At 37.4% G+C, this 22,257-nt stretch carries 13 protein-coding genes; 5 read left to right on the top strand and 8 right to left on the bottom strand.

The features are described from left to right. Window positions 1–190 precede the first annotated feature (190 nt). Window positions 191–1,393 carry a low temperature requirement protein A gene (locus NU09_RS16960; protein WP_129752504.1) on the top strand — a complete coding sequence of 401 codons (1,203 nt, stop codon included), beginning with the start codon at window positions 191–193 and terminating at the stop codon, window positions 1,391–1,393. A gap of 70 nt (window positions 1,394–1,463) precedes the next feature. Here the strand turns inward: NU09_RS16960 and NU09_RS16955 are convergent, their stop codons facing one another. The 3 genes from NU09_RS16955 to NU09_RS16945 all read right to left on the bottom strand — a co-directional run bounded on the left by NU09_RS16955 (window position 1,464) and on the right by NU09_RS16945 (window position 7,880). Further along, window positions 1,464–2,903, bottom strand: a complete 1,440-nt coding sequence (locus NU09_RS16955) for a glycosyltransferase (RefSeq protein WP_129752503.1) — start codon at window positions 2,901–2,903, stop codon at window positions 1,464–1,466. 184 nt (window positions 2,904–3,087) lie between these two features. Then, window positions 3,088–5,361 carry a multicopper oxidase domain-containing protein gene (locus NU09_RS16950; RefSeq protein WP_129752502.1) on the bottom strand — a complete coding sequence of 758 codons (2,274 nt, stop codon included), beginning with the start codon at window positions 5,359–5,361 and terminating at the stop codon, window positions 3,088–3,090. A 2-nt stretch (window positions 5,362–5,363) separates the two neighbouring features. Then, entirely contained in the window at window positions 5,364–7,880 is a 2,517-nt protein-coding gene (locus tag NU09_RS16945) for a heavy metal translocating P-type ATPase (protein ID WP_129752501.1), read from the bottom strand. 176 nt (window positions 7,881–8,056) lie between these two features. Here NU09_RS16945 and NU09_RS16940 point away from each other — a divergent pair, with 176 nt between their 5' ends. Beyond that, window positions 8,057–8,425: a DMT family protein gene (locus tag NU09_RS16940; protein ID WP_129752500.1), complete on the top strand. Its 369-nt coding sequence runs from the start codon at window positions 8,057–8,059 to the stop codon at window positions 8,423–8,425. Between the two features lies 1 nt (window position 8,426). Here NU09_RS16940 and galA read toward each other — a convergent pair whose 3' ends face one another. From galA to NU09_RS16925, 3 genes are all read right to left on the bottom strand, one after another. Further along, entirely contained in the window at window positions 8,427–11,255 is a 2,829-nt protein-coding gene (gene galA, locus NU09_RS16935; RefSeq protein ID WP_129752499.1) for a beta-galactosidase GalA, read from the bottom strand. A 153-nt stretch (window positions 11,256–11,408) separates the two neighbouring features. Further along, entirely contained in the window at window positions 11,409–12,806 is a 1,398-nt protein-coding gene (locus NU09_RS16930) for a di-heme oxidoredictase family protein (protein WP_129752498.1), read from the bottom strand. Window positions 12,807–12,878: 72 nt separating this feature from the next. Further along, on the bottom strand, window positions 12,879–14,066 hold the full coding sequence (locus tag NU09_RS16925) for an imelysin family protein (protein WP_129752497.1): 1,188 nt from the start codon (window positions 14,064–14,066) through the stop codon (window positions 12,879–12,881). A 186-nt stretch (window positions 14,067–14,252) separates the two neighbouring features. Between NU09_RS16925 and NU09_RS16920 the strand changes: the two genes are divergently transcribed. The 3 genes from NU09_RS16920 to NU09_RS16910 are packed head-to-tail and all read left to right on the top strand — an operon-like array spanning window position 14,253 to window position 19,109. Next, window positions 14,253–15,353 (top strand): imelysin family protein, encoded by a 1,101-nt coding sequence (locus NU09_RS16920; protein WP_129752496.1) that lies wholly within the window; start codon window positions 14,253–14,255, stop codon window positions 15,351–15,353. A 2-nt stretch (window positions 15,354–15,355) separates the two neighbouring features. Further along, window positions 15,356–16,723, top strand: a complete 1,368-nt coding sequence (locus tag NU09_RS16915) for an HTTM domain-containing protein (RefSeq protein WP_129752495.1) — start codon at window positions 15,356–15,358, stop codon at window positions 16,721–16,723. Further along, on the top strand, window positions 16,662–19,109 hold the full coding sequence (locus tag NU09_RS16910) for a TonB-dependent receptor domain-containing protein (protein WP_129752494.1): 2,448 nt from the start codon (window positions 16,662–16,664) through the stop codon (window positions 19,107–19,109). Before NU09_RS16915 ends, NU09_RS16910 begins: the two co-directional genes overlap by 62 nt. Before the next feature lie 88 nt (window positions 19,110–19,197). Here NU09_RS16910 and NU09_RS16905 read toward each other — a convergent pair whose 3' ends face one another. Both NU09_RS16905 and NU09_RS16900 read right to left on the bottom strand, forming a co-directional pair. Beyond that, a complete protein-coding gene (locus NU09_RS16905; RefSeq protein ID WP_129752493.1) occupies window positions 19,198–20,388 on the bottom strand; it encodes a glycosyltransferase in 1,191 nt (396 codons plus the stop codon). 719 nt (window positions 20,389–21,107) lie between these two features. Continuing rightward, entirely contained in the window at window positions 21,108–22,247 is a 1,140-nt protein-coding gene (locus NU09_RS16900; protein WP_129752492.1) for a tetratricopeptide repeat protein, read from the bottom strand. Between the last annotated feature and the right edge of the window lie 10 nt (window positions 22,248–22,257).

Here is a 22,257-nt window from a genome sequence, read left to right as displayed (position 1 = left end):
AAAAGAACTTTAAACATCTTAAAATTTAGAAATAAATTAAACAAATTACGAAAACATCAATTTTACAACCACACTGAAAATCAACGCAAAACAAATTTTCATTAATAATTATTCTATAAATTTAACAATGATTAAATTTTAGATAAACAGAAAACATTTCTTCTTCTACTTTAAATTTCAGTAAACTTATATGGAATTAAAAAAGAATATCTCTATTTGGTGGGGGCCGCCTAAGGATTTTAATCCAAAGCAGGATAAACGCAGGGTTAGTTGGCTTGAACTGTTTTACGACCTTGTATATGTAATTGCCATAGCCCGTATTACTCATCATCTATCCCACAATATGAGTTTTGAGGGATTCACTGAAAATATATGCCTGTTTTCCTTAATCTTTTGGGGGTGGCTTAACGGCAGCCTGCATCACGACCTTCACGGAAATCAGGGACTACGTACAAGACTGATGATGCTTTGGCAAATGATGATTATTGCCGCCCTTTCAATAGCAATAAACAAAACACACGAAAATTATACACTTGTAACCATAATTTTCATGATCATGCAGCTTTATATTACCTACCAATGGTGGAGTGTGGGGCTATATGACAAATCACACCGAAAATACAGCTGGCCCTACACCACCCTTTTCCTTATTGCTTTTTGCTTAATGGGAATATCATTATCTGTTTCACATTATTGGTTAAGGTTACTATTTCCGCTAGTTCTTATATGCAATTATATTCCGCCTTTTATTGCCCATAAACTTTTGTTGCGTTCTTCTCAACGCCTTGACTTATCTTCCAGTATGTTTGAGCGTTTGGGGTTATTTACCATAATTATTTTTGGCGAATTGGTATTAGGTGTGGTTAACGGTATAGGCGAGATTGAAACTTTAACTTTTACAAGCTGGATAAATTTTGCAATTGGTATTTCTGCTGTGTTTTCGCTCTGGTGGATATTTTTCACGTTTGTATCTTCCAGAGAGGTTAAAAAGGGGCTAGCCAGAGCCTCCCTATTGGAAATACTCTACATACCAACACTTATAGCACTTGGGTTTATCGCTGCTGCCCTACCCGCTTTTTTAGCCGAAAATGACTTTACTTATAACCTGCAACAAATACTTGGTTTTGGAATAGCTGTATTTTTATTCTGTATTTTCCTTATTATGGAATTACTGGAATATCCTGAGGTTTTTGATACCCTGAAAAAGCCAATGCGTTTTTCTCTTTTAGTTACTTCTATCCTATTCTTTCTTCTTTCTTTAGTACAACTCGATATATCGGTTACATGGTACTTAGCCTTAACAGTATTTATTTTATCGGTAGAAATTACATACCTAAACTATAAATACTATAGGAAATTAATAAAAGAAGGAATTGACCCTTCTGAAGTATAAACTAATAAAAAGAAAAGCCTGCTCATTATAAGCAGGCTTTTCAACATTGCCGGATAATATGTTACAATTATTATCCACGGGTTAACCAACCTCTTCTGCTTGCAGTAGCAATTGCATAAGGGGTTATCCAAAACAAACCAAAGGTGTATAAAATACTATAGGAATATGCCCAAAAAGATTCGGACACGTTATGTCGTTTTGCATAAAACAATACCGGAAAACTTGAATAAATAAGTATCCCCAGGAAAATGGAACTTAAGAACAGTACAGGGTGCATTGCAATAAAAATAAACATCGCTACTATTAACGGATAAGCCATTATAAGTTTTAACCACTGGTTTACAAACAATAATCTTGTACCGGCTTTAGAACCCTCCCTAAAATCTTTAAATACAAATTTTGCCATCATAATGTTTTCGCGAACGTTGCTCCTTCCCCATCGTATAAACATTTTATACAGTCCTTTATATTTTTCGGGCACATTAGTAAATACATAAGCGTTTCGCTGGAATCTTACCTCATATCCTTGTTTCAATATCATATTGGTCATGGCGCGGTCTTCACCAATATCTGATGGCTGACCCATAAATGTTTGATTGATCCACTCTTCAAGACAGGCAAATACTGCCTTACTTCTGTACGCAGAAAGTGCCCCCGGAGTACAAAGTACAGAACCTAACATACTCTCTGCAGAGCGCATAAACTCAAAGCTAAGCACAAAGCTCACATTAAGCATTTTTGGGATAATTGCCTTTTTATTGTTAAGCACCCTTACATTACCTGCAACTGCACCACATTTTTCGTTAACTACAAAAGGGCTTACCATGTTGCGAAGTGTATCAGGTTTTACTATTGAATCACTGTCTATAGTTACAAAAACTTCACCTGTACCCATTTTAAAGCCACGATATAAGGCATGACGTTTACCCATATTTTTAGACTGTTGATAAACAGAAACCCTGTTTCCCAACTCTTCTTTTGCTTTTAACATCCATTGCCAGGTATCATCTTTACTCCCATCATCAATAGCTAACAACTGTAATTTACCTTCAGGAAAATCACTTGCAGCTATGCTCAATAATGTATCATAAACCAGCCTTCCTTCATTATAAGCCGGAACAATAACAGTAGTAGTTGGAAGTTGCTTATCCGATACTGATTTAATCGATCTGTATTTAAAATATAGGAATGCATTAAACAGAAAGAAACCTCCTTTAAAAATGAACAATGCTGTCGCTATTATCATTAAGGTAAAACCTAAAACCGAACTCATTCTGTTTGAATGCAGGAGTTCAAAATCCGGCTTCAAAAGAAATACTAAAAAGGCTGCTCCTATCATAAGGAGAAAAGAGCCCGCCAACACCAATAAGTTTACAGTGTTAGCTTTATTTAATTTTTTAAGAGATTTTGGTATACTAATATTTGTAGTCTTTATATTATCAGAAAAAATGGCGCTAGTTTCATTTTTTTCAAGTGATAACATCTTTGGGGTAATTGTATCTCTTTTCATGTTTTTATTATGCAAGGTTAAGTAAAAGTTTTTTCCACCTTTATACAAGGCAAGCCTTGTGCCATCTGGTTTTTTACCCTTTTTTAACTACTTTTTCACAATAAATTCATCTAAACTGTAGAGTTTTTCTACATACAAATCCACAATTCCCCAACAAAAACAACGCTATTAATATTAATAAGTCCTAATATGTAAGTGCAATTCCTGCTCCAAATCCCATATCGCTGTCATAATGGGCAGACAGTGACCAGTATTTGGTTAAAATATACCTGCTACCTACACTATATTCATAATCGGTATTCCAGCTACCCCACAATCTTAGTCGTGATGTAAGAGGGATATCCTCACGTGTAAACTGAAGCCTTACATTACCTTCGTGGTCTACCCTTAAATCGGTTTCCACAAACCATGGCAATACATAAATTACACCTAAACAAGCCACTACCCTTTTGTCTTTTGTACTGGTTTGCCCAAAAAGATTGGTTTCAATCTCATCGGTTTTCCTATACCTGAAATCCCAGCCCGTATATACCGAGAGAAATTGTTTATTATCCAGATAACGGCCTATATGTGCTTCAGTCTCGTAGCCTGACTCATCATTATAACCCAGCCTCCATTCTAAATCTGCAAAATTTCTTGTATTAGCCAGCCTGACCTCGCCATCACTACCGTTAGACTCCAACCCTATATCTGCCGACAAATAATACCTTCTGTCATCATTATATACTTTTTTAAGTGCCGCTGCCGGATCAGGTAATTGCGGATTTGGCGGGGAGTCTTCATAACTGAAAATCCTTCCCATACCAGACATCATGTGGTATAGGATATGACAATGAAAAAACCAGTCGCCATATTCTTCCGATGCGTTAAACTCTATAACATCAGTTTCCATTGGCATAACATCAATTACGTTTTTAAGCGGCGAATATTCCCCATACTGGTTTACTACCCTAAAGTAATGACCGTGCAGGTGCATAGGGTGACGCATCATAGAATTATTTGTAATTACAATACGGATATTTTCTCCCGCCTTTATCAGTATTTTATCGGTTTCAGATATTGTTTTATTATTAACTGTCCATACATACCGGTTCATATTACCGGTAAGTTCAAAGTTCAATGTACGGAAAGGCTTATCGGGCAACGTAGTTTTTACTGGCGATTTAAGCATATCATAATTAAGAGTAACCAATTTTCCTTTGTTCATGTCCATATGCCCCATGTGATGATTATGCTCTTCCATATCCATATCCATATCCATATCCATATCCATATCCATCTTCATTTCTTTACCCTCCATTGCTGCATGGTCATGACTACTCTCCTTCTTTTTAGACTCAGGATACATTACAGCATTCATATCCATTTTTTGGAGACTCATTTTCATGCCCATATCTTTCATATTACCTCCGGTTGTCATCATGTCATTCATCATCTTCATACCTTCAAAGTAATTTAACCTCCCCATAGGCTCCTGATGCTTTTTAGTCCCATCACCCAACCATAATGAGGCATGTCCTATCCTGTCTTCCGATGTTGCCGTAAGCTCATAAGATGTATTGCCCTCAGGAATGGTAACAACAACATCATAGGTTTCGGAAACGCCAATTATAAAACGGTCCACATTTACAGGTTCAACCTCTGAACCGTCTGAAGCTACAACAGCCATTTTACCTCCGGCATAATTAAGCCAAAAATAACTTGATGAACTGCCGTTTATAATCCGTATCCTAACCTTATCTTCTGCTTTAAGCTGTGGTATTTTCTGCTCAGTTACTCCATTCACAAAAAAACGATCGTAATAAACATCACTAACGTCCATAGCATGCATACGCTTAAATTCATTGGTAAATTTTGTTCCCAAGTATCCCTTTGCCAATGCTTCACCATAGTTTTGGGTTGCCCTTTTTTTTATGGCATACCAGTCGGTTTCTCGGTGCAGTGACCTTTCGATTTCATGCGGGTTTTCATCACTCCAGTCGCTTAAAAGCATTACATACTCAGGAATTTTAGGCTCTTCTTTTTTATGAATTATAAAAGCGCCATACATACCCGACTGTTCCTGTAACATGGTATGGGAATGGTACCAGTAAGTACCACTTTGTTTTAAAGGAAATTTATAAGTGTGGACGGTATTACTCTTTATAGGGGCAGTAGTAAGATAAGGTACACCATCCTGCTCGTTAGGTAAGAGCAAGCCATGCCAGTGTATAGATGTAGCATGCATAGCGTTATTATGCACTCTTATCACGGCTGTATCCCCTTCGGTAAAATGAAGTTCAGGCCCCGGTATAGTCCCGTTAATGGCAATTGCCTTTACATTTTTACCGGTATAGTTTACAACGGTATCTGTAACATACAGATCATACTCTGTTACTTTTTGTGCATTAGCCATAAATACCCAAAACAGTAGAAATGGCAAGAAGAGTTTATTTGATATCTGTTTTGCTTTTGCCATACTTAATTCAGTTTTAAATTCTTAATTCTTAAAGAGTTTACGATTACCGATACCGAACTAAGACTCATTGCCAAAGCAGCAATCATGGGTGATAACAGTATCCCGAAAAAAGGGTATAATACACCTGCTGCCAACGGAATACCCAACGCGTTATAAACAAAGGCAAAAAACAGATTTTGCTTAATATTTCGCATAATACCTTCGCTTAGTTCCCTTGCCTTTACTATACCATGCAGGTCGCCTTTTACAAGAGTTATCTGCGCGCTTTCTATAGCTACATCAGTTCCCGTACCCATTGCTATACCTACATGGGCTTTAGCAAGAGCCGGGGCATCATTAATACCGTCACCAGCCATTGCCACTATCTTACCCTGAGCCTGTAATTTCTTAATTTCATTAAGCTTATCTTCCGGAAGGCATTCTGCTACAAAATGTTTGATTCCCAGCTCATCTGCCACAGCCTTAGCTGTGCTTTTATTATCTCCTGTAAGCATCAACACATCAATTCCCTTCTCCATAAGTGCAGAAATAGCTTTCTTACTCGTTTCCTTAATTGCATCGGTAATGGTTACAAAGCCTTCTACTTTTCCGTCTATACTTATGTAAGATACTGTTTTTCCTGTTTCCTGTTCTTTATTAGCCTGTTGCAACACCTCATCTGTTAGAGAAATTTTAAGCTGTTCCAAAAGCTTTTTGTTACCGACTGCAACCTTCTTATCGTTAGTTATACCTGTTACCCCTTTGCCCGAAACAGCTTCAAACTCTTTTACATTATGCTCCTCTGCACCCAGTTTTTGGGCATGATTAATAATAGCCTGTGCTAATGGGTGTTCACTCTGTTGGTTTAGCGAGGCTATTATTCCTGATAGCTCTTTCTCGCTCATATTTCCTATAGAGACAACTTTATCTACCGATGGCTTTCCTTCGGTAAGGGTTCCTGTCTTATCAGTAATCAATACGTTTACTTTAGCCATATTTTCAAGGGCTTCGGCATTTTTAATGAGTACGCCGTTTTGTGCCCCTTTACCTACTCCTACCATAACCGACATAGGTGTTGCAAGCCCTAAAGCACACGGACAGGCAATAATTAACACAGCAACGGCATTGGCAAAGGCAAATACATAAGCCTGTTGTGAACCGAAGATTGCCCAAATAATAAAGGTTACAATAGCAATAACGATTACAATAGGTACAAAATAGCCTGATATCTTATCGGCCAGTTTTTGTATAGGTGCACGTGAACGGCTGGCATCATTAACCATGTGTATAATTTGGGAAAGAAGGGTTTCTGATCCTACACGCTCAGCAGTCATTAAAAATGATCTTGAGCCGTTTATGGTACCTGAACTTACCTTATCGCCTTCATTTTTGGTTACAGGTATAGGTTCTCCGGTTATCATAGACTCGTCTATACTACTGCTTCCTTCTTTTATGGAACCATCAACAGGGATCTTTTCTCCGGGTTTAACCCTTAAAATATCACCTGCTTTTATATCATTTATATCAATAACTTTTTCAGTCCCGTCAACTACTACAGTGGCTTCGGTAGGTGAAAGTTTCAACAATTCTTTTATCGCTGTATCGGTATGGGTATGCGCCCTTGCTTCCAGTAATTGCCCTAACAGCACCAGGGTAAGTATAACTGTAACTGCTTCAAAATATAGATATACGCTACCTCCATGCCCTTTAAACTGATTGGGGAATATAGAAGGGAAAAACAGTCCTGTTATACTAAAAACAAATGCCGCTGCTGCCCCAACACCTATTAGGCTAAACATATTAAGCTTCCATGTTTTAAATGATACCCAAGCCCTTTCAAAAAACATCCAGGCAGCATAAAAAACAACCGGTAACGAAAGAGCAAACTGAATCCAGTTTGAAACGGTATGCGATACATGTTTTGAGATAGGGTTACCCGGAATCATCTCTCCCATTGCAATAACAAATATGGGAATAGTGAAGACCATAGCGACCTTAAATTTCTTAACCAGCATTTTATAGGTTTCGTCTTCCTCTTCCTGAGGTTCTAAAGGTACCAGATCCATCCCGCAAATAGGACATGCACCCGGTTGATCTTTTATAACCTCAGGATGCATAGGGCATGTGTATTGCTTTTTCTTTGGGGTAAGGTCAGGGGCTTTTTCAAGATTCATCCCGCACACAGGGCAACTGCCGGGTTTATCATAAGTCTTATCCCCCTCACAAAACATAGGGCAATAGTATTTACCGCCTTCTACTTTATGAGAATGGTTATGGTGGCTATGATTGTGATGTTCGTGATTATGATGTGTGTGCTCTCCTTCTTTTGGAGGTTCAGTACTTATAATATATTTACTGCCTGCCTCAGAAAGCTTTTCCTGAAGTTTTTCTATGGGTATGTGCTCTTCCATAGTAACTTCTGCTATCGGCGGGTTAAGGGAAACTGTAGCTTCAACTCCCTCTATCTCATTTAATGTTTTTTCAACCTTAGTGCGGCAGCCGTTACAGCTCATCCCCTGTATAGTATATGTATGTTTCATAGTTATTTACCTTTAAAAATTATTACCCGAAGTAATAGTATAAAGGTACTACTTAACAAAAGAACAGGTATTACACTATTTTTGGTTTATCCTTTAAAATTTACGTTTGTTGCGTTTTGGCGCTTAATTATTGAGATGAATTATTTAGTATATTTAATTCACTAAAAACAGTACCTATGAAAGGCTTTCTAACTATCGTTTTGCTTGTTATTTCTAACACATTTATGACTTTAGCCTGGTATGGGCATTTAAAGTTCTCTGAATGGAAATGGTTTAATAAACTGGGACTCGCAGCCATAATAGTAATAAGCTGGGGCATAGCCTTGTTTGAATATGTTTTTCAGGTTCCGGCAAATAAAATTGGTTTTAAGGAAAATGGCGGACCGTTTAATTTAATTCAGCTAAAAGTAATTCAGGAGGTTATTACCCTTATTGTATTTGCTGTCTTTACAATCCTGTTCTTTAAAACCGAAAACTTCAGGCCTAATCATATAATAGCCTTTATATTTTTAATCCTGGCTGTTTTTTTTGCCTTTAAAAAGTAAACTATTGTTTTATTACAATTTCTGTACTTTTTAAATTTTCAGATTTTGCCGTAAGTATAATTTCATCACCGCTTCCGTCTGCCTGTACAATTAACTGCGCATAACCATTAAACAGTTTTCTATGCCAGTCCTCAGCTGGTGTTATTACCTGTATAACTCCGGGATTAGTATTCACCACATCCCAGTCATGTTTCTTATAAACAGGCGTAGCAACTATATGTATAGTGTTGGTTCCTTTTTTAAGAACCGAAGCAGTCAATACAAACTTTAAAGGATCTTCCGCCGAAGCAGTTACCTTATTGCCGTTTACGAATACAACAGCCTGCGTTCCTATCTTTTTATAGAAGAAGGTTATTTTATCCTTATCTAAACCGCCTATAAGTTCAAAATTTCCCTTATAAACGTAAGAAGGTGACTGGTTTTTATAATTCCTGTCTTTAAAAGCCTCTTTCCAGTTACTATCAGGGTAAGAAACTAACAAATTAGGCAACTCTTCAGATGACAATCCCTGTTCCTGTAATCCTTCTATGTTAATTAAACTGATTACATCCAGAAACTTATCCTTTTCTAACGATGTTGGGTTACCGTTACCAACCCCTATAATCTTACCACCGCCCTTAATAGAGAATGTAATATCGTTATCGGCAGTTGCCACGTGAAGTCCATTTTTATCTGTTACTTCAATAATAACTATAGCCAAATCATTACTATCAGTTAAGGTTTTTTTGTGAGGTGTAAGCTTTACATTTTTAGCTTCTCCTGTTGTTTTTTGTATTTGGGTAAGCAGTCTTTTACCATTTTTATAGCCTATTGCCTTTAACTCTCCGGCTTTGTATGGAACCTGCCATTCTAAATGCCCGTTTTGCTCTATTTTCTTTCTACCAAAACTTTTATTATTGAGGAAAAGTTCTACCTCATCACAATTTGAGTATATCCATACCGGAATCTCCTCTCCTTCCTTTCCTTTCCAGTTCCAGTGAGGGAATATATGTAATACAGGTTCGTTACCCCACCATGATTTTAAATAATATACATTGTGTTTAGGAAAGCCGCAAACATCCATCATCCCAAAATAAGAAGTTACCGAAGGCCAGCCATAAGGCGTGGGTTCCCCGCGATAATCAAAACCTGTCCAAATAAACATTCCCGACAGATAAGGCCTTTCAGCATAAAACCTCCATCCTTCTTCAATACTGTAAAAAGTAGGCCTTGGCTTCTTGTCATAAGCAGCTTTGTAATGCTTATCGTCATCCGTAAAATATACACCTCTGGTGGCAAAAGTAGATCCCTCCTCGGTTCCCATACCCGGTTGTTGTTTAAAATCATTTCTGTGAGCATCAATATCGCCGTTACCCAGATAATTATATCCCATTACCTCTACAACAGAGGATATACCACTCCTGAAACCACTGCTTATACCTACCGTCACAGGCCTGGTACTATCAAGGCTATGCGAATACTCCTGCATGGTTTGTGTAATGCGTTCTCCTATAACATTACCCTCAATATTCCATTCCTCATTCCCAACCGACCAGCATATAATACTTGGATGGTTACGGTCACGTTCAATCATTCTTTTTAAGCTGCCTAAATGGTATTCGTTTATACCCATAAGTCGGGTTTCATCAATAACCAGCATTCCAAGCCTGTCGCAGGCTTCAAGCAGTTCGGGTGTTGGCGGATGATGTGAGCAGCGATAGGCATTGCTTCCCATATCCTTTAATTGTTTAATACGCCAATATTGAAGTTCATCAGGTATAGCAGTACCCACACCGGCATGATCCTGATGATTGTTCGTTCCTTTTAGCTTTACGCTTTTACCGTTTAAATAAAAACCTGTTTCGGGATCAAAGCGGAAAGAACGTATACCAAACATTGTTTCATACCTGTCGATTATCCTTCCGTTTTGCTTTACTTCTGTAACCAAACAATACAGATTAGGAGTTTCCAAATCCCATAATTTCGGATTTGTAACTTTCAGTATTAAGGTAAAATCGGTGTTTTTATAAAAACCGGGTGCCCGGCCTTTTCCTGTTACAGAAGTAACTTTTTCCCTTTCAGGGTTTAAAACAGTTTGCGTTACTTCAATGTCCCCTTTATAATTACCTTTATTTATTATCGTGGCAAGTGCAGTAACCATTGCATAGCCATCATGTACTTCGGTTGTTATGTATGTACCGTTTTGAGCCACGTGCAAAGGGTTAGTTTTTTGCAGCCATACATGTCTGTAAATCCCTACTCCTTCATAAAACCATCCCTCCTCCATAGAAGCATCAACACGAACGGAAATGGTATTCTCTCCTCCGTAATTAACGTATTCGGTCACATCATATTCAAAACTGTCATATCCGCTTTCTTCAGTACCTAAAAAGTATCCGTTAAAAAACACTTTTGAATTGCGGAAAACCCCGTCAAACTTAAGAGTTATAATACGCCCTAAATCTTCCTGAGGTATAGCTATCTTTTTACGGTACCAACCTATGCTTTTTTCAGAAAAGCCCTTACCTGCCTCCTTAAAACCATGGCTAAAACTGCCTTCCTCACTAAACGACTGTTCTACTGCCCAATCGTGTGGCAAATCAAGAAGGCGCCATGCACGGTCATCAAAAAAAGCTGCCGCTGGGCCATCTCCGTTTCCTGTTTTAGCCAAGTATGAAAAATAAGCTTCCCCATGCCCAAAATCCTTTTCGGTATCGAAAGGATGTCCGAAATTAAAACGCCAATCCTTATCAATTAAAGTAGTTTCTCTTGAGGTAGTTTGAGCTATACAATAGAAAGTTATAAACAGTAAGCCGATTATTAATTGTAAACGAAGTGAGATTTGCTTCATAAAGAGGATTAAATTAAAACACAGCCAATAAAGATATCCGTTTTTCAGCAAGCTGCCTTATAGTATTTTGTCATAGTAATATCTTATATCCTCTTAATAAAAAATCCGCATTGCTTTCACAATGCGGATTCAGGTCAGATTTATTTTAAAAGCTTATAGTGAATTTAAAAATTTAAGAAGGTCTTCCCTTTCGGAAGTCGATAATTCTTTGAACTTATTTTTAGAAGCCTGGGCTTCACCGCCATGCCATAATATAGCCTCAGTAATATTACGCGCCCTGCCATCGTGCATAAAGTTTGTATGCCCGTTTACAGTTTGCACAAGGCCAATACCCCATAATGGCGGAGTACGCCATTCGCTTCCTGTTGCCAGATAATCTGGCGCATTGTCTGCCAGTTCAGGTCCCATATCATGCAATAGCAAATCGGTATAAGGTCGGATAGTCTGGTTTGCATAACCAGAAATTATATAGCTGTTGCCTGTTTGCATTTTTGGCTTATGGCAGGCTATACAGTTAAGGTCTCCAAAAATCTGTTTACCTCTCAATACTGCTTGATCATCATAATTTCTCCTGATAGGTACCGCTAATGCACTTGAATAAAGTACCATCCTGTCGAAACTTATATCTGTAATTTCAGGACTTCCCCCGTTTGGAATACTGTTACAATCTACTCCCGGAGGACAGTTCTCGACAGGGAATATATAAGAAGTAATCCCCATATCCCCGCTAAGTGCTCCTGCAACCTGCTGTTTTATATTAGGCTGATTAGCCTTCCATCCAAAACGTCCCATTTTTTGAGAATCGCTAAGTACATCATATACATAATTGGGCCTTCCTGATATACCGTCTCCATCGGCATCAAATTCGTCGACAAAACCTAAAATAGTAGCTTCAGGTACTGCCTCTAAAAGTCCAAGACCGATAATCTGGTTTGCTATACGCGGAGAAAACATTACACCGGAAGCCAGCGGACCGTAGCCTAAATTGTTTATGGTGTATATTGGTTTTTGCAGTTCTACAGTAGTCCCGTCTGCAAAAGTTTCTGTAATAATCTGGTAAGTAATACCTATCTGTCCTTTTATTGCAGGACCTAAAATTGCATTATCCTGAAGCTGTCCTCCATAAACCGGATCGGGCATTGAGCCACCATGCGGATTTATACCCGAAGTACTTAACCTGATAAGCAGTCCCCTGCCCAGTTCGCCATCGTACATTGGCGGACGGCCACGGCCATCCTTAAAGTGACAGCTTGCACAGGCAACAGCATTATAAAAAGGTCCTAAACCATCGCGTGCCGTAGTGGATGAAGGAGCCGAAACCCAAGTTTGCCTAAAAAAAGAGTTACCCACTCCAAAATCGGTTGCCTGGTCAGATGTTAAGCCCGTATAGGCAAAACCAAAAGCTTCTTCGGTAGCATTGTTTACTGTAGCAACACCTCCAGAATACTGCTCTCCTTCTTCGGGAGCCAGGCTCACATAATCTTCGTCGTTCTTACTGCACCCTGTTGCAATCAGGGCTATGCAGGCAAGCGAACAGATGATTTTTTTCATTACTTTATTTTAACAGCAAAGTGCCTTCTTAAAAAAGAAGACACTTTGTAACTTATTTTATTTGGCGAAAAATTATTCAATAGTAACGCTAATTCCAAGCTTAGCTGCTCCCGCAAGTAAGTTAGGCGCAAGCTGTTCTTGTAAATCAAGCACAGCCGTTTTTACTTTAGCACCTTCTTCAGAGCTGGCACCACCCATAATAGCATAATCAAATGGTATTGCCATTGCGTTAATACTGTTTTCTGTTAATGTAAATGCAGCATCAGTATCATCAGCAATCATGGCATCTGCCTGTTCTACAAGATCTTCCAGAGATGCTCCTGTAATGTTACCGTAAGTTCCTTTATATACATTATACACACCTTTAAAGTTTAAGTAGATATCACGATGTGTATTATCACTAAAGCAAGAATGCTCATCTTCCTGATCCATGTTTGCAAGGGCAACGTCCATACGCTCTACTGCAAGCTCAGCAGCTGCAAGAGTAGTTATCCCTAAATATATATTTTGTAGTGCAGTATCTTCCGGTAAAGCAAGAAATACGTTTCTATAAGCACCACCTTCTTTCCACTGGTCTACAAGGTAAGCCAGATGATCTGTAAGCAAGTCGGCAACTACGTTAAGGTAATCACGTCTTCTGTCCTGGTTAAGAGCCGTACCACCGTCAACAAAGTCCGTATATGGTCTTTGTCCGGGTATCATATCTGCAGGATCTGTCAAATCCTGTCCCCAAAGAAGGAATTCAATAGCATGGTAGCCTGTACTGATGTTTTTCTCACCACCATCTTCGTTAAGGCTGATTAAAAGATCTTTAGTTATTTCAGGATAAGTATCGGTAGCATTAATAATACCTCCGTCTATTACAGTACCGTTATTGTCAACATAATCAATATAATTTTCATCAAGTGGCCATGCGTTAAGCAAACCTTCCGGACCGTTCTCATCATCTATAGGACCGTTAGCAAAACGAAAAGCCTCGGTAGTACCATAACTCTCCCTTGCTGTTTTCCATCTAAGTTTAGCCGTTGTAAAGTTAGCATCAGTAGGGTTAGCTGTAAAAGCGTTAATTGCCTCTTCCAGAGCTACTCCGTCATCATAAGCATTTTTATAATTTTGGTAAACGATATTTGCGTAGTTATCTATAACTTCTGCTTTAGTTACAGCAAAAGATGGTGTGCTTTGATCGTCATCATTGTTACATGATAACATTACCAGTCCGGCAATAGCAACTAACGATAATCCCAGGGTAAGTTTTCTCATTATTATATTGTTTGTTTATTTAATGTTATTTAGATTTATTAAAAACAAGACAAATGTAAAAACTTAAAGAGTATAACAAAAAAATACCTTTAATTTTTTTAAGATTTTTTGATGTTGAAGAAATTATTTATAATAATTATAGATAAGTAAGTTCTGTTTCATACTTTTGCAAAAAAAATTTAAAGAATGAAAAAAGTATTTGCAATAGTTATTTTGGCCGTTGTTGCCTTTGCCTGCTCATCTAATGATAATGAAGGAGTTAACAACAGTCAGAATTATGATCGTACTGCCATACTTACTAACTGGGCCGATAATATAATTGTACCGGCTTACCAAAACTATAATGATAAAGTAAGCGAGCTTTATACTAAAACAACAGATTTTACTCAAAATCCTGATGAAACTAAGCTTAATGAACTAAGAACTGCGTGGCTAAGCGCTTATGAAGCATACCAATATGTTGCTATGTATGATTTTGGTAAAGCATCTATACTTTATCTTAAACAAAGTGCTAACACCTACCCTACCGATGTTGCCGGAATTGAAAACAACATTACTACAGGAAGCTATAACCTTGACACTCAAATACAGTTTAGCAGACAGGGTTTCCCTGGTATCGACTATCTTATTAACGGTCTTGGCGATGATGCACAAACAGTTGCTTATTACAGTAACACTGCTGCAGCCGATTACCTTACTGCTATTACTGCACAGCTAAAAAGTATTGCAGAACAGGTTACTAACGACTGGAATGGTGCTTACAGAAATACTTTTGTAAACAATAACGGAACTTCGGTTACTAGTTCAGTAAATGTTACAACAAACAGCTTCGTGAGAAATTTTGAAAAAGATGTGAGAAGCGGTAAAGTGGGTATCCCTGCAGGTATTTTCTCAAATGGAGTTACTTATGCCGATAAAGTAGAAGCTTACTATAAAAATAATGTGTCAAGAACTCTTCTTAATGCCGGTATTAAAGCACAACAGGACTTTTTTAACGGTAAATCCTTTAACAGTTCTGCTACAGGGCCAAGCTTAAAAAGTGCTCTTGACGGTGTTAATGCCGTAAGAAACGGTGAAAACCTAAGCGCAATCATTAACAATCAGTTTGCTGCTATTTATACTGCAAATAACCAGCTTAGCGAAAGCCTTTCACAACAGGTTACTACAGATAATAATAAAATGCTTAATGCTTATGATGCCATGCAGCAAAATGTAATTTACATTAAACTGGATATGATGCAGGCACTTAACATTACTATTGATTATGTAGATGGTGACGGCGACTAATAATGATTTCGCATATAAAGTCATATTTAAACTCATATACTGATGCCGCAACACTGGCCTTCTACAGGCTGGTGTTTGGTTTTATGATGCTTATGGGACTTGCCCGTTTTGTATCATACGGCTGGATAGACAAATTTTATATTCAGCCAAAATTTCACTTTACATACTATGGTTTTAGCTGGGTTAAGCCTTTTGGGGCCTATACTTATGTCCTGTTCATAATTTGTGCAATTGCAGCATTATGCATGGCTATAGGATATAAATACAGGCTTGCAGCCATAACCTTTTTCCTGAGCTTTACATACATAGAGCTTATGGATAAAACCACATATCTTAATCATTACTATTTTATTTCCATAGTAAGCTTTGTAATGATTTTTTTACCGGCATCGGCCTGTTTTTCTGTTGATGCATATAAAAACCCGCAACGCAACTTTAGCCAGATACCGCGATGGACAGTTGATATACTTAAACTGCTTTTGGCGATAGTATATTTTTATGCCGGGCTGGCAAAACTAAATTCTGACTGGTTATTAAATGCCATGCCTTTAAAAATATGGCTATCGGGTCATGCCGATTTACCTTTAATAGGCCCACTAATGCTAAAAAACTGGGTACATTTTGCCTTTAGCTGGTTTGGTGCCCTATACGACCTGTTTATTGTTTTCTTACTGATAAACAAGCGTACCCGACTTATAGGGTTTGGTTTTGTAGTTATATTCCACCTGCTCACATCACTTCTTTTCCCAATAGGTATGTTCCCGTATATTATGATAGCCTCATCGCTTATATTCTTTAGCAGTAGCTTCCATAAAAAATGCCTTGCCATAATTACTAAGGCTTTCAGGTTACCTAAAATGGCTGTAGAATCAAGTAAAAAATACATACCGCTAAGAGAAGGATTATACAAACTAAGCCTTTCAATACTTACAGTTTTTCTTTTTATTCAGTTAGTATTCCCTTTCAGGTATTTATTATACCCTGGCGAACTGTTTTGGACAGAAGAAGGCTTTAGATTTTCATGGAGGGTTATGCTTATGGAAAAAGCGGGTTATGCACAGTTTATAGTAACCGACTCAGAAACCGGAAAAAGCATACATGTAAACAATGAGGAGTTTCTTACCAGATTTCAGGAAAAGCAAATGTCTTTCCAGCCTGATTTCATATTGGAATATGCCCACTTTTTACACGATTATTATGAAGCTAAGGGTATGAATAACCCAAAAGTATATACCGAGTGCCATGTGGCGCTTAACGGCAGGCTAAGCAGGCCATATATTGATCCTAAAATTAATTTAGCAGACAAAAATGAATCATTTAAACACAAAGACTGGATTTTACCATTTAACGAAACTATTTGGGGGCTTTAGCCTGTTCCTGTTGTTAGTTCCTGTATTTGCTTTTGCGCAAAACACTATTTCGGGCACTGTGGTTTCTAACGATGGTGGCAACCTGTCTTATGTTGAAATATTCAACAAAACAAACAATACATCACTTACCACTGATGCTAACGGTGCTTTTACCATTAAAGCAGCTACGCCGCAAATTCTGGTATTTTACAGAGACAACTATGGCCTTTTAGAGCAAACTTTTAGCCCCGGCGAAAATATTACCATTACCCTGCAAAAGGTTATTAGCCTTAACGAACTGGTAATACAGCAGGAAAAGTTCTATTCACTTACCAAAATGAAAGATGTGGATGGTACGGCCATTTATGCAGGAAGAAAAACAGAGGTTATAGACTTACAAAAAATTACTGCCAATAAAGCGACAAACAACACAAGACAAATATATGCACAGGTAGCAGGACTTACCATTAACGAGAATTCTGATGGCGGTTTACAGTTAAGCATTGGCGGACGCGGACTTAACCCTAACCGTACCTCTAACTTTAATACACGCCAAAACGGATATGATATTAGTGCCGACGTTTTAGGCTATCCTGAAAGTTATTATACACCTCCTACCGAAGCATTAGCTGAAATTCAGGTTATACGAGGGGCTGCAGCCTTACAGTATGGTACGCAGTTTGGAGGATTGATTAACTTTAAATTTCAGTCGCCTTCTCAAAAACCAATTGAGGTGGTTACCCGCAACACTGTAGGGTCTTACAATCTTTTAACGGATTTTACCAGTCTTAGCGGTACTGTTGGTAAGTTTAGTTACTATACTTTTTTCAATTACAAACAGGGAGATGGATTCAGACCAAACTCTGAATTTAACAGCCGTAACTTTTTTGCAAACTTAAATTACCAGTTCAATAAAAAGACATCACTACACTTTGATTATACCATGTTTGATTACCTGGCGAAACAACCCGGCGGACTTACCGATTATATGTTTTATCAGGATATGTTTCAAAGCAACAGAAATCGAAACTGGTTTGACGTAAACTGGAATCTTTTGGCATTAAGGCTTAATCACCATTTTACAGACAAGTCTCAGTTTTCATTACAGCTTTTTGGTCTTGATGCCAGCCGTAATGCATTAGGTTTCCGTGTTAATAGGGTAGCAAACCCCGATATTGAAGGAACAGAAAGAGACCTGCTTAAAGGAAATTTTGTAAACTGGGGTGCAGAAGCCCGTTTTTTACAGCTTTATGATATAAATGAAAACAGCAGTGCCTTGCTTGTTGGCGCAAAGTACTATCAGGCAAGAAATACAGGCTCTCAGGGACCGGGAAGTTCCGGCAGTGACCCCGACTTTAGTTATGCTTTTGATGAGTTCCCTAATTATGCGAATCAAAACGACTATGTGTATCCTAACCTTAACGTTGCTTTTTTTGCAGAAAACATGTTCAGGCTATCACCTAAATTCACAATAACACCGGGGATAAGAATAGAAAACATACGTACAAAAGCAGAGGGATACTACAGGGTAATAAATAAGGATTTGGCCGATAATGTAATTTTAGATGAAACAACTCAGGAAAACGTTACCAAGCAAAGGGAGTTTATCCTTTTAGGACTAGCCGCCAGTTACAAACCTGATACCATGATTGAGTTCTATGGTAATTTGGCTCAAAACTATAGGTCGGTTACCTTTAACGATATACGTAATGCTACCCCAAGTCAAACCATAGACCCTAACATAACTGATGAAAAAGGTTATACTTCTGACATAGGCGTACGTGGAAAATTAGCAAATAAATTATCTTATGACGCCAGTATATTTGGATTATACTACAATGATAAAATTGGTGATTATCAAACTTTTATAGATGGGAAGTTCACACGCTACAGAAGCAATTTGGGAACGGCAATCACATATGGTTTTGAAGCACTATTGGACTGGAACATTACAAATACTTTTTTTGAAGGAAGTAAGTTTAAATGGAACGTGTTTACCAATACCTCAATAACAGGATCTGAATACTTAAAATCTGAAGTACCAAATATTGAAGGGAACAGCGTAGAGTTTGTACCGCTGGTAAACCTAAAAGCCGGCTCAGGGCTTGGATATAAAAACTTTACCTGTAACATCCAATTAACCTACCTTTCATCTCAATTTACAGATGCTATAAACAGTACTTCAAGGAAAGAAGATAACACATACGGTATTTTTGGAGAAATACCTTCTTATTACGTTGCTGATGTTTCTGCATCCTATACATGGCGAATGCTTAAACTGGAAGCCGGTATAAACAACTTTACAAACAACTATTATTTTACAAGGAGAGCCACAGGATATCCGGGCCCTGGTATTATACCATCTGACCCTAGAACGTTCTACACAACACTTCAAATAACCTTTTAGGCATATATAAGCACAAAGCCCATGCAGTTGCATGGGCTTTGTCAATCAAAACCAATAAAAAAACATTATGAAAAAGTTTTTACCCTCCTTATTTATAGTGTAGGGTTATTTTCCCTAACTGGCCCAGTAATTTGAAAGATTGAAAGAATGAAACCTTAGTATTACGGGCATAAATCCATCTGTCTAAAGGCTTTTCATACCATAGCTGCTGCAAATTGTAGCGACCATACTTCTTTTTAAGCCTTAACAGTATTTCTATATCAAAAAGCGTTTTAGTGTAAAACCTGTTAGCAAATGCAAGTTCTACAACATCTCTTGTCATTATTTTTACACCACACTGTGCATCCCTGAATTCAAGCCTGAAGATTTTACGAATGGTATAATTTACAAACCTGTTTATAAACCTTCTGGTAGGTTCAGTAGTAATATCGGCTCCCATGCGGCTTACCCTGCAACCACTAACAACTTTGTATTTAGACTTGGTAATTGTATTAACCAAATCTGAAAGGTCTATGAAATTGGTAGAAAGGTCAGCATCCATAAAACCTATGTAATCAAACTGCTTTTGTTTTGCCAGACTTAGCATACCTAATCTTATAGCCTCTGCCCTACCTACATATTTTTTGATGTTATAAATACTTATACGACCTCCATTTTCCTTTTTAAGATCATTTAAAACCTCAAGCGTATTATCTGTGCTTCCGTCGTTTACAAAACAAAGGTGATACCCCAGATTCTTATGCACAAAACTCCTGAACTCTTCGCTTAAAAGCCAGTTCTCTTCATTATAACATGGTATTACGATGCCTATGCAGGTATTTTGTATAATACGGTTATTTATGCTTACGGGTACACTTTCCGCAGGTACTGGACTTCCAATCAGTTTTTTCACTCTAATCCCTATTTCTTTAAGGCTAACAGGCTTTTTCATATACTCGTTAGCACCCAGTTCAAAACCTTTTTCTAAAATATCATCATCAACATTTCCAGAAAGTATCATAACCGGAGTATCATGGTTTCTTACATATCTTATGTATTTTAAAACCTCAAGTCCTGAATCCTTGTTATCTATTTCCTTAATTGTATTTTCAGGAGAAAACGTATCGGCAGTAACCGACATATTGATATCGATTAAAGCTAAATCAGGACTAAAGCTGTCATAATACTGTACCGCATCAAAAATATTATCGGCACACTTTACTTCAAAGCCTAAATCGGTAAGGCTTTTTTCCAAAGACAGTAATACTAACTGTTGATCATCTACTACCAGTACTTTCATTGTACTATTATTATGGGGATTGTTATGTCAAATTTATACCTATAAAAGACTGTATAGTATAATTTTAGACAAGCTGCAGTTTGGTGTCGGTAAATGGTAACAAAATATCGACGTACTCCTTCAAATAAAAACCCCCTCCGCAAACAAATGCTAAAAGGGGGTTAGCTTTAAAATAGACATTAGTAAAGCTTTACATTTAAGCTCTTTAATTTAGTTATTGTATTGGGGGTATCGGCATTATGGTGGGGTTTAATAGGCACACAGACATATGTGCATTATTAATACACCGCAAATATCATAATACTGATAATCAGATATATTCATTTTTCGACCAATAGCTATTTACATTAGACGAATAAAAAAATTGAGCCGATAAATACTATTAGGGATAGGGTAAAAAAAACCATCCCGATTATTAATCGGGATGGCCAAACTAGCTAAAAAAAAGAATTAATATAAAAATTTATATTACTCAACTAAAAAACTCTGGATAGTGGTAGAGTAGCACCGGCCAGGCCGGATAAAAGAGTTAAGCCCCACTTCAACTGCAATTTACTACTCACCCTCAATAGGGTATCTCAGAGAACTTTGATGCAAAACTATAGCTAATTGTGGCCATTTTAAAATTAGTGTTTTTAGGATTTAAAGAAATTTCAGGTTTTAATAAAGAAAAAAACACAAGTTAAAGCACTGTAAATCAATATCTTATAATGATGTTTTTATTTTTTTTGATTATCTTCTATATCACTCCTTTTTTGCTCTAAAGACCTTCTCTTCTTCCTTATTTTTAAAAAGATTATTAACAAGATTGTAAGTAACAGAAACGAAATTGCAACTACAATTAAGATTAATTTATTACTCTGTTCCTGTTCGTTTTTTTTATTTTCTACTGAAATCTTATTTGCAACCTTGTTTAAAGATTTCTTTTCCTCTTCACTCAATTTCTTCTCTTCTTCTAAAGCAAGTTTATTATAGTATCCTTGTTTTTCAAAATTTTCAACGGAAAGATAGTCTTCGGAAAGCTCACGGTAAAGCTGACTTTTCATTGAGGCATCATCAATATTTTTAGTCTCATGCAAAACCTCATTCAATAAAGCTATCGCTTCTTTATATTTGTCTTCTTTTTTTAATACTCTTGATAATCCTATTTTTCCATAGGCAGCGCCTTGAGTAGCATTTACACTTTCGGCATACTTAATAGTTTCTGTAAAGTTTTCCTTTGCAGCTTCGAGATCATTAAGTTGGATATAGCAATCGCCGGCATTATTACTGGCAATGCAAAAGCTTACCGCGTTTATTTTTTTTTGCGTATTGGCCTTAAATATCTCTGCTGCCTCATTAAAATAAGGTAATGCGTATTCACATCCCAGATTATCTTTTTGAATAAGCCCTTTTACAAACAGTATATTACCTCCAAAATATTTTAATGAATCAGGAATAGTCTCTGTTTTATATATTTTTTCTGCCTGATTAATATAAACCAATGCCTTATCGTTAAGCTGCAATCTCCTGTATTCTCCCGCTATAAAACCTAAAACCTGTATTTTATTTAAAGGTGTTCCTCTGGTATCGGCTATATTTTTTGCTTTTAGGGCGGTTTCCATAACCTCATCATGCTTTTTTAATATGGCATAGGCATTTGCGATAGCCAGGAGATAGGTTATTTTAAGGGTAGTATCATCCTCTTTTATAAACGGATAGGCTTCTTTAGCCTTCCTAATGGCTTCTTCAGGATTATTATAAACCATGAGGTTTATCTCGTTTTTAAGACTGTCCAGATTAACCTGAGCAGAAACACGGAAACACATAAAGAGCAGGCACAGGACTCCCGCTGCTTTGTGCAGATTATTTTTTAGCATAGTTGGTTGT

The sequence above is a fragment of the Flavobacterium beibuense genome (assembly GCF_004151245.1).
GTDB classification, from domain to species: domain Bacteria; phylum Bacteroidota; class Bacteroidia; order Flavobacteriales; family Flavobacteriaceae; genus Flavobacterium; species Flavobacterium beibuense_A.
This window is presented reverse-complemented; position numbering and strand designations above follow the sequence as displayed.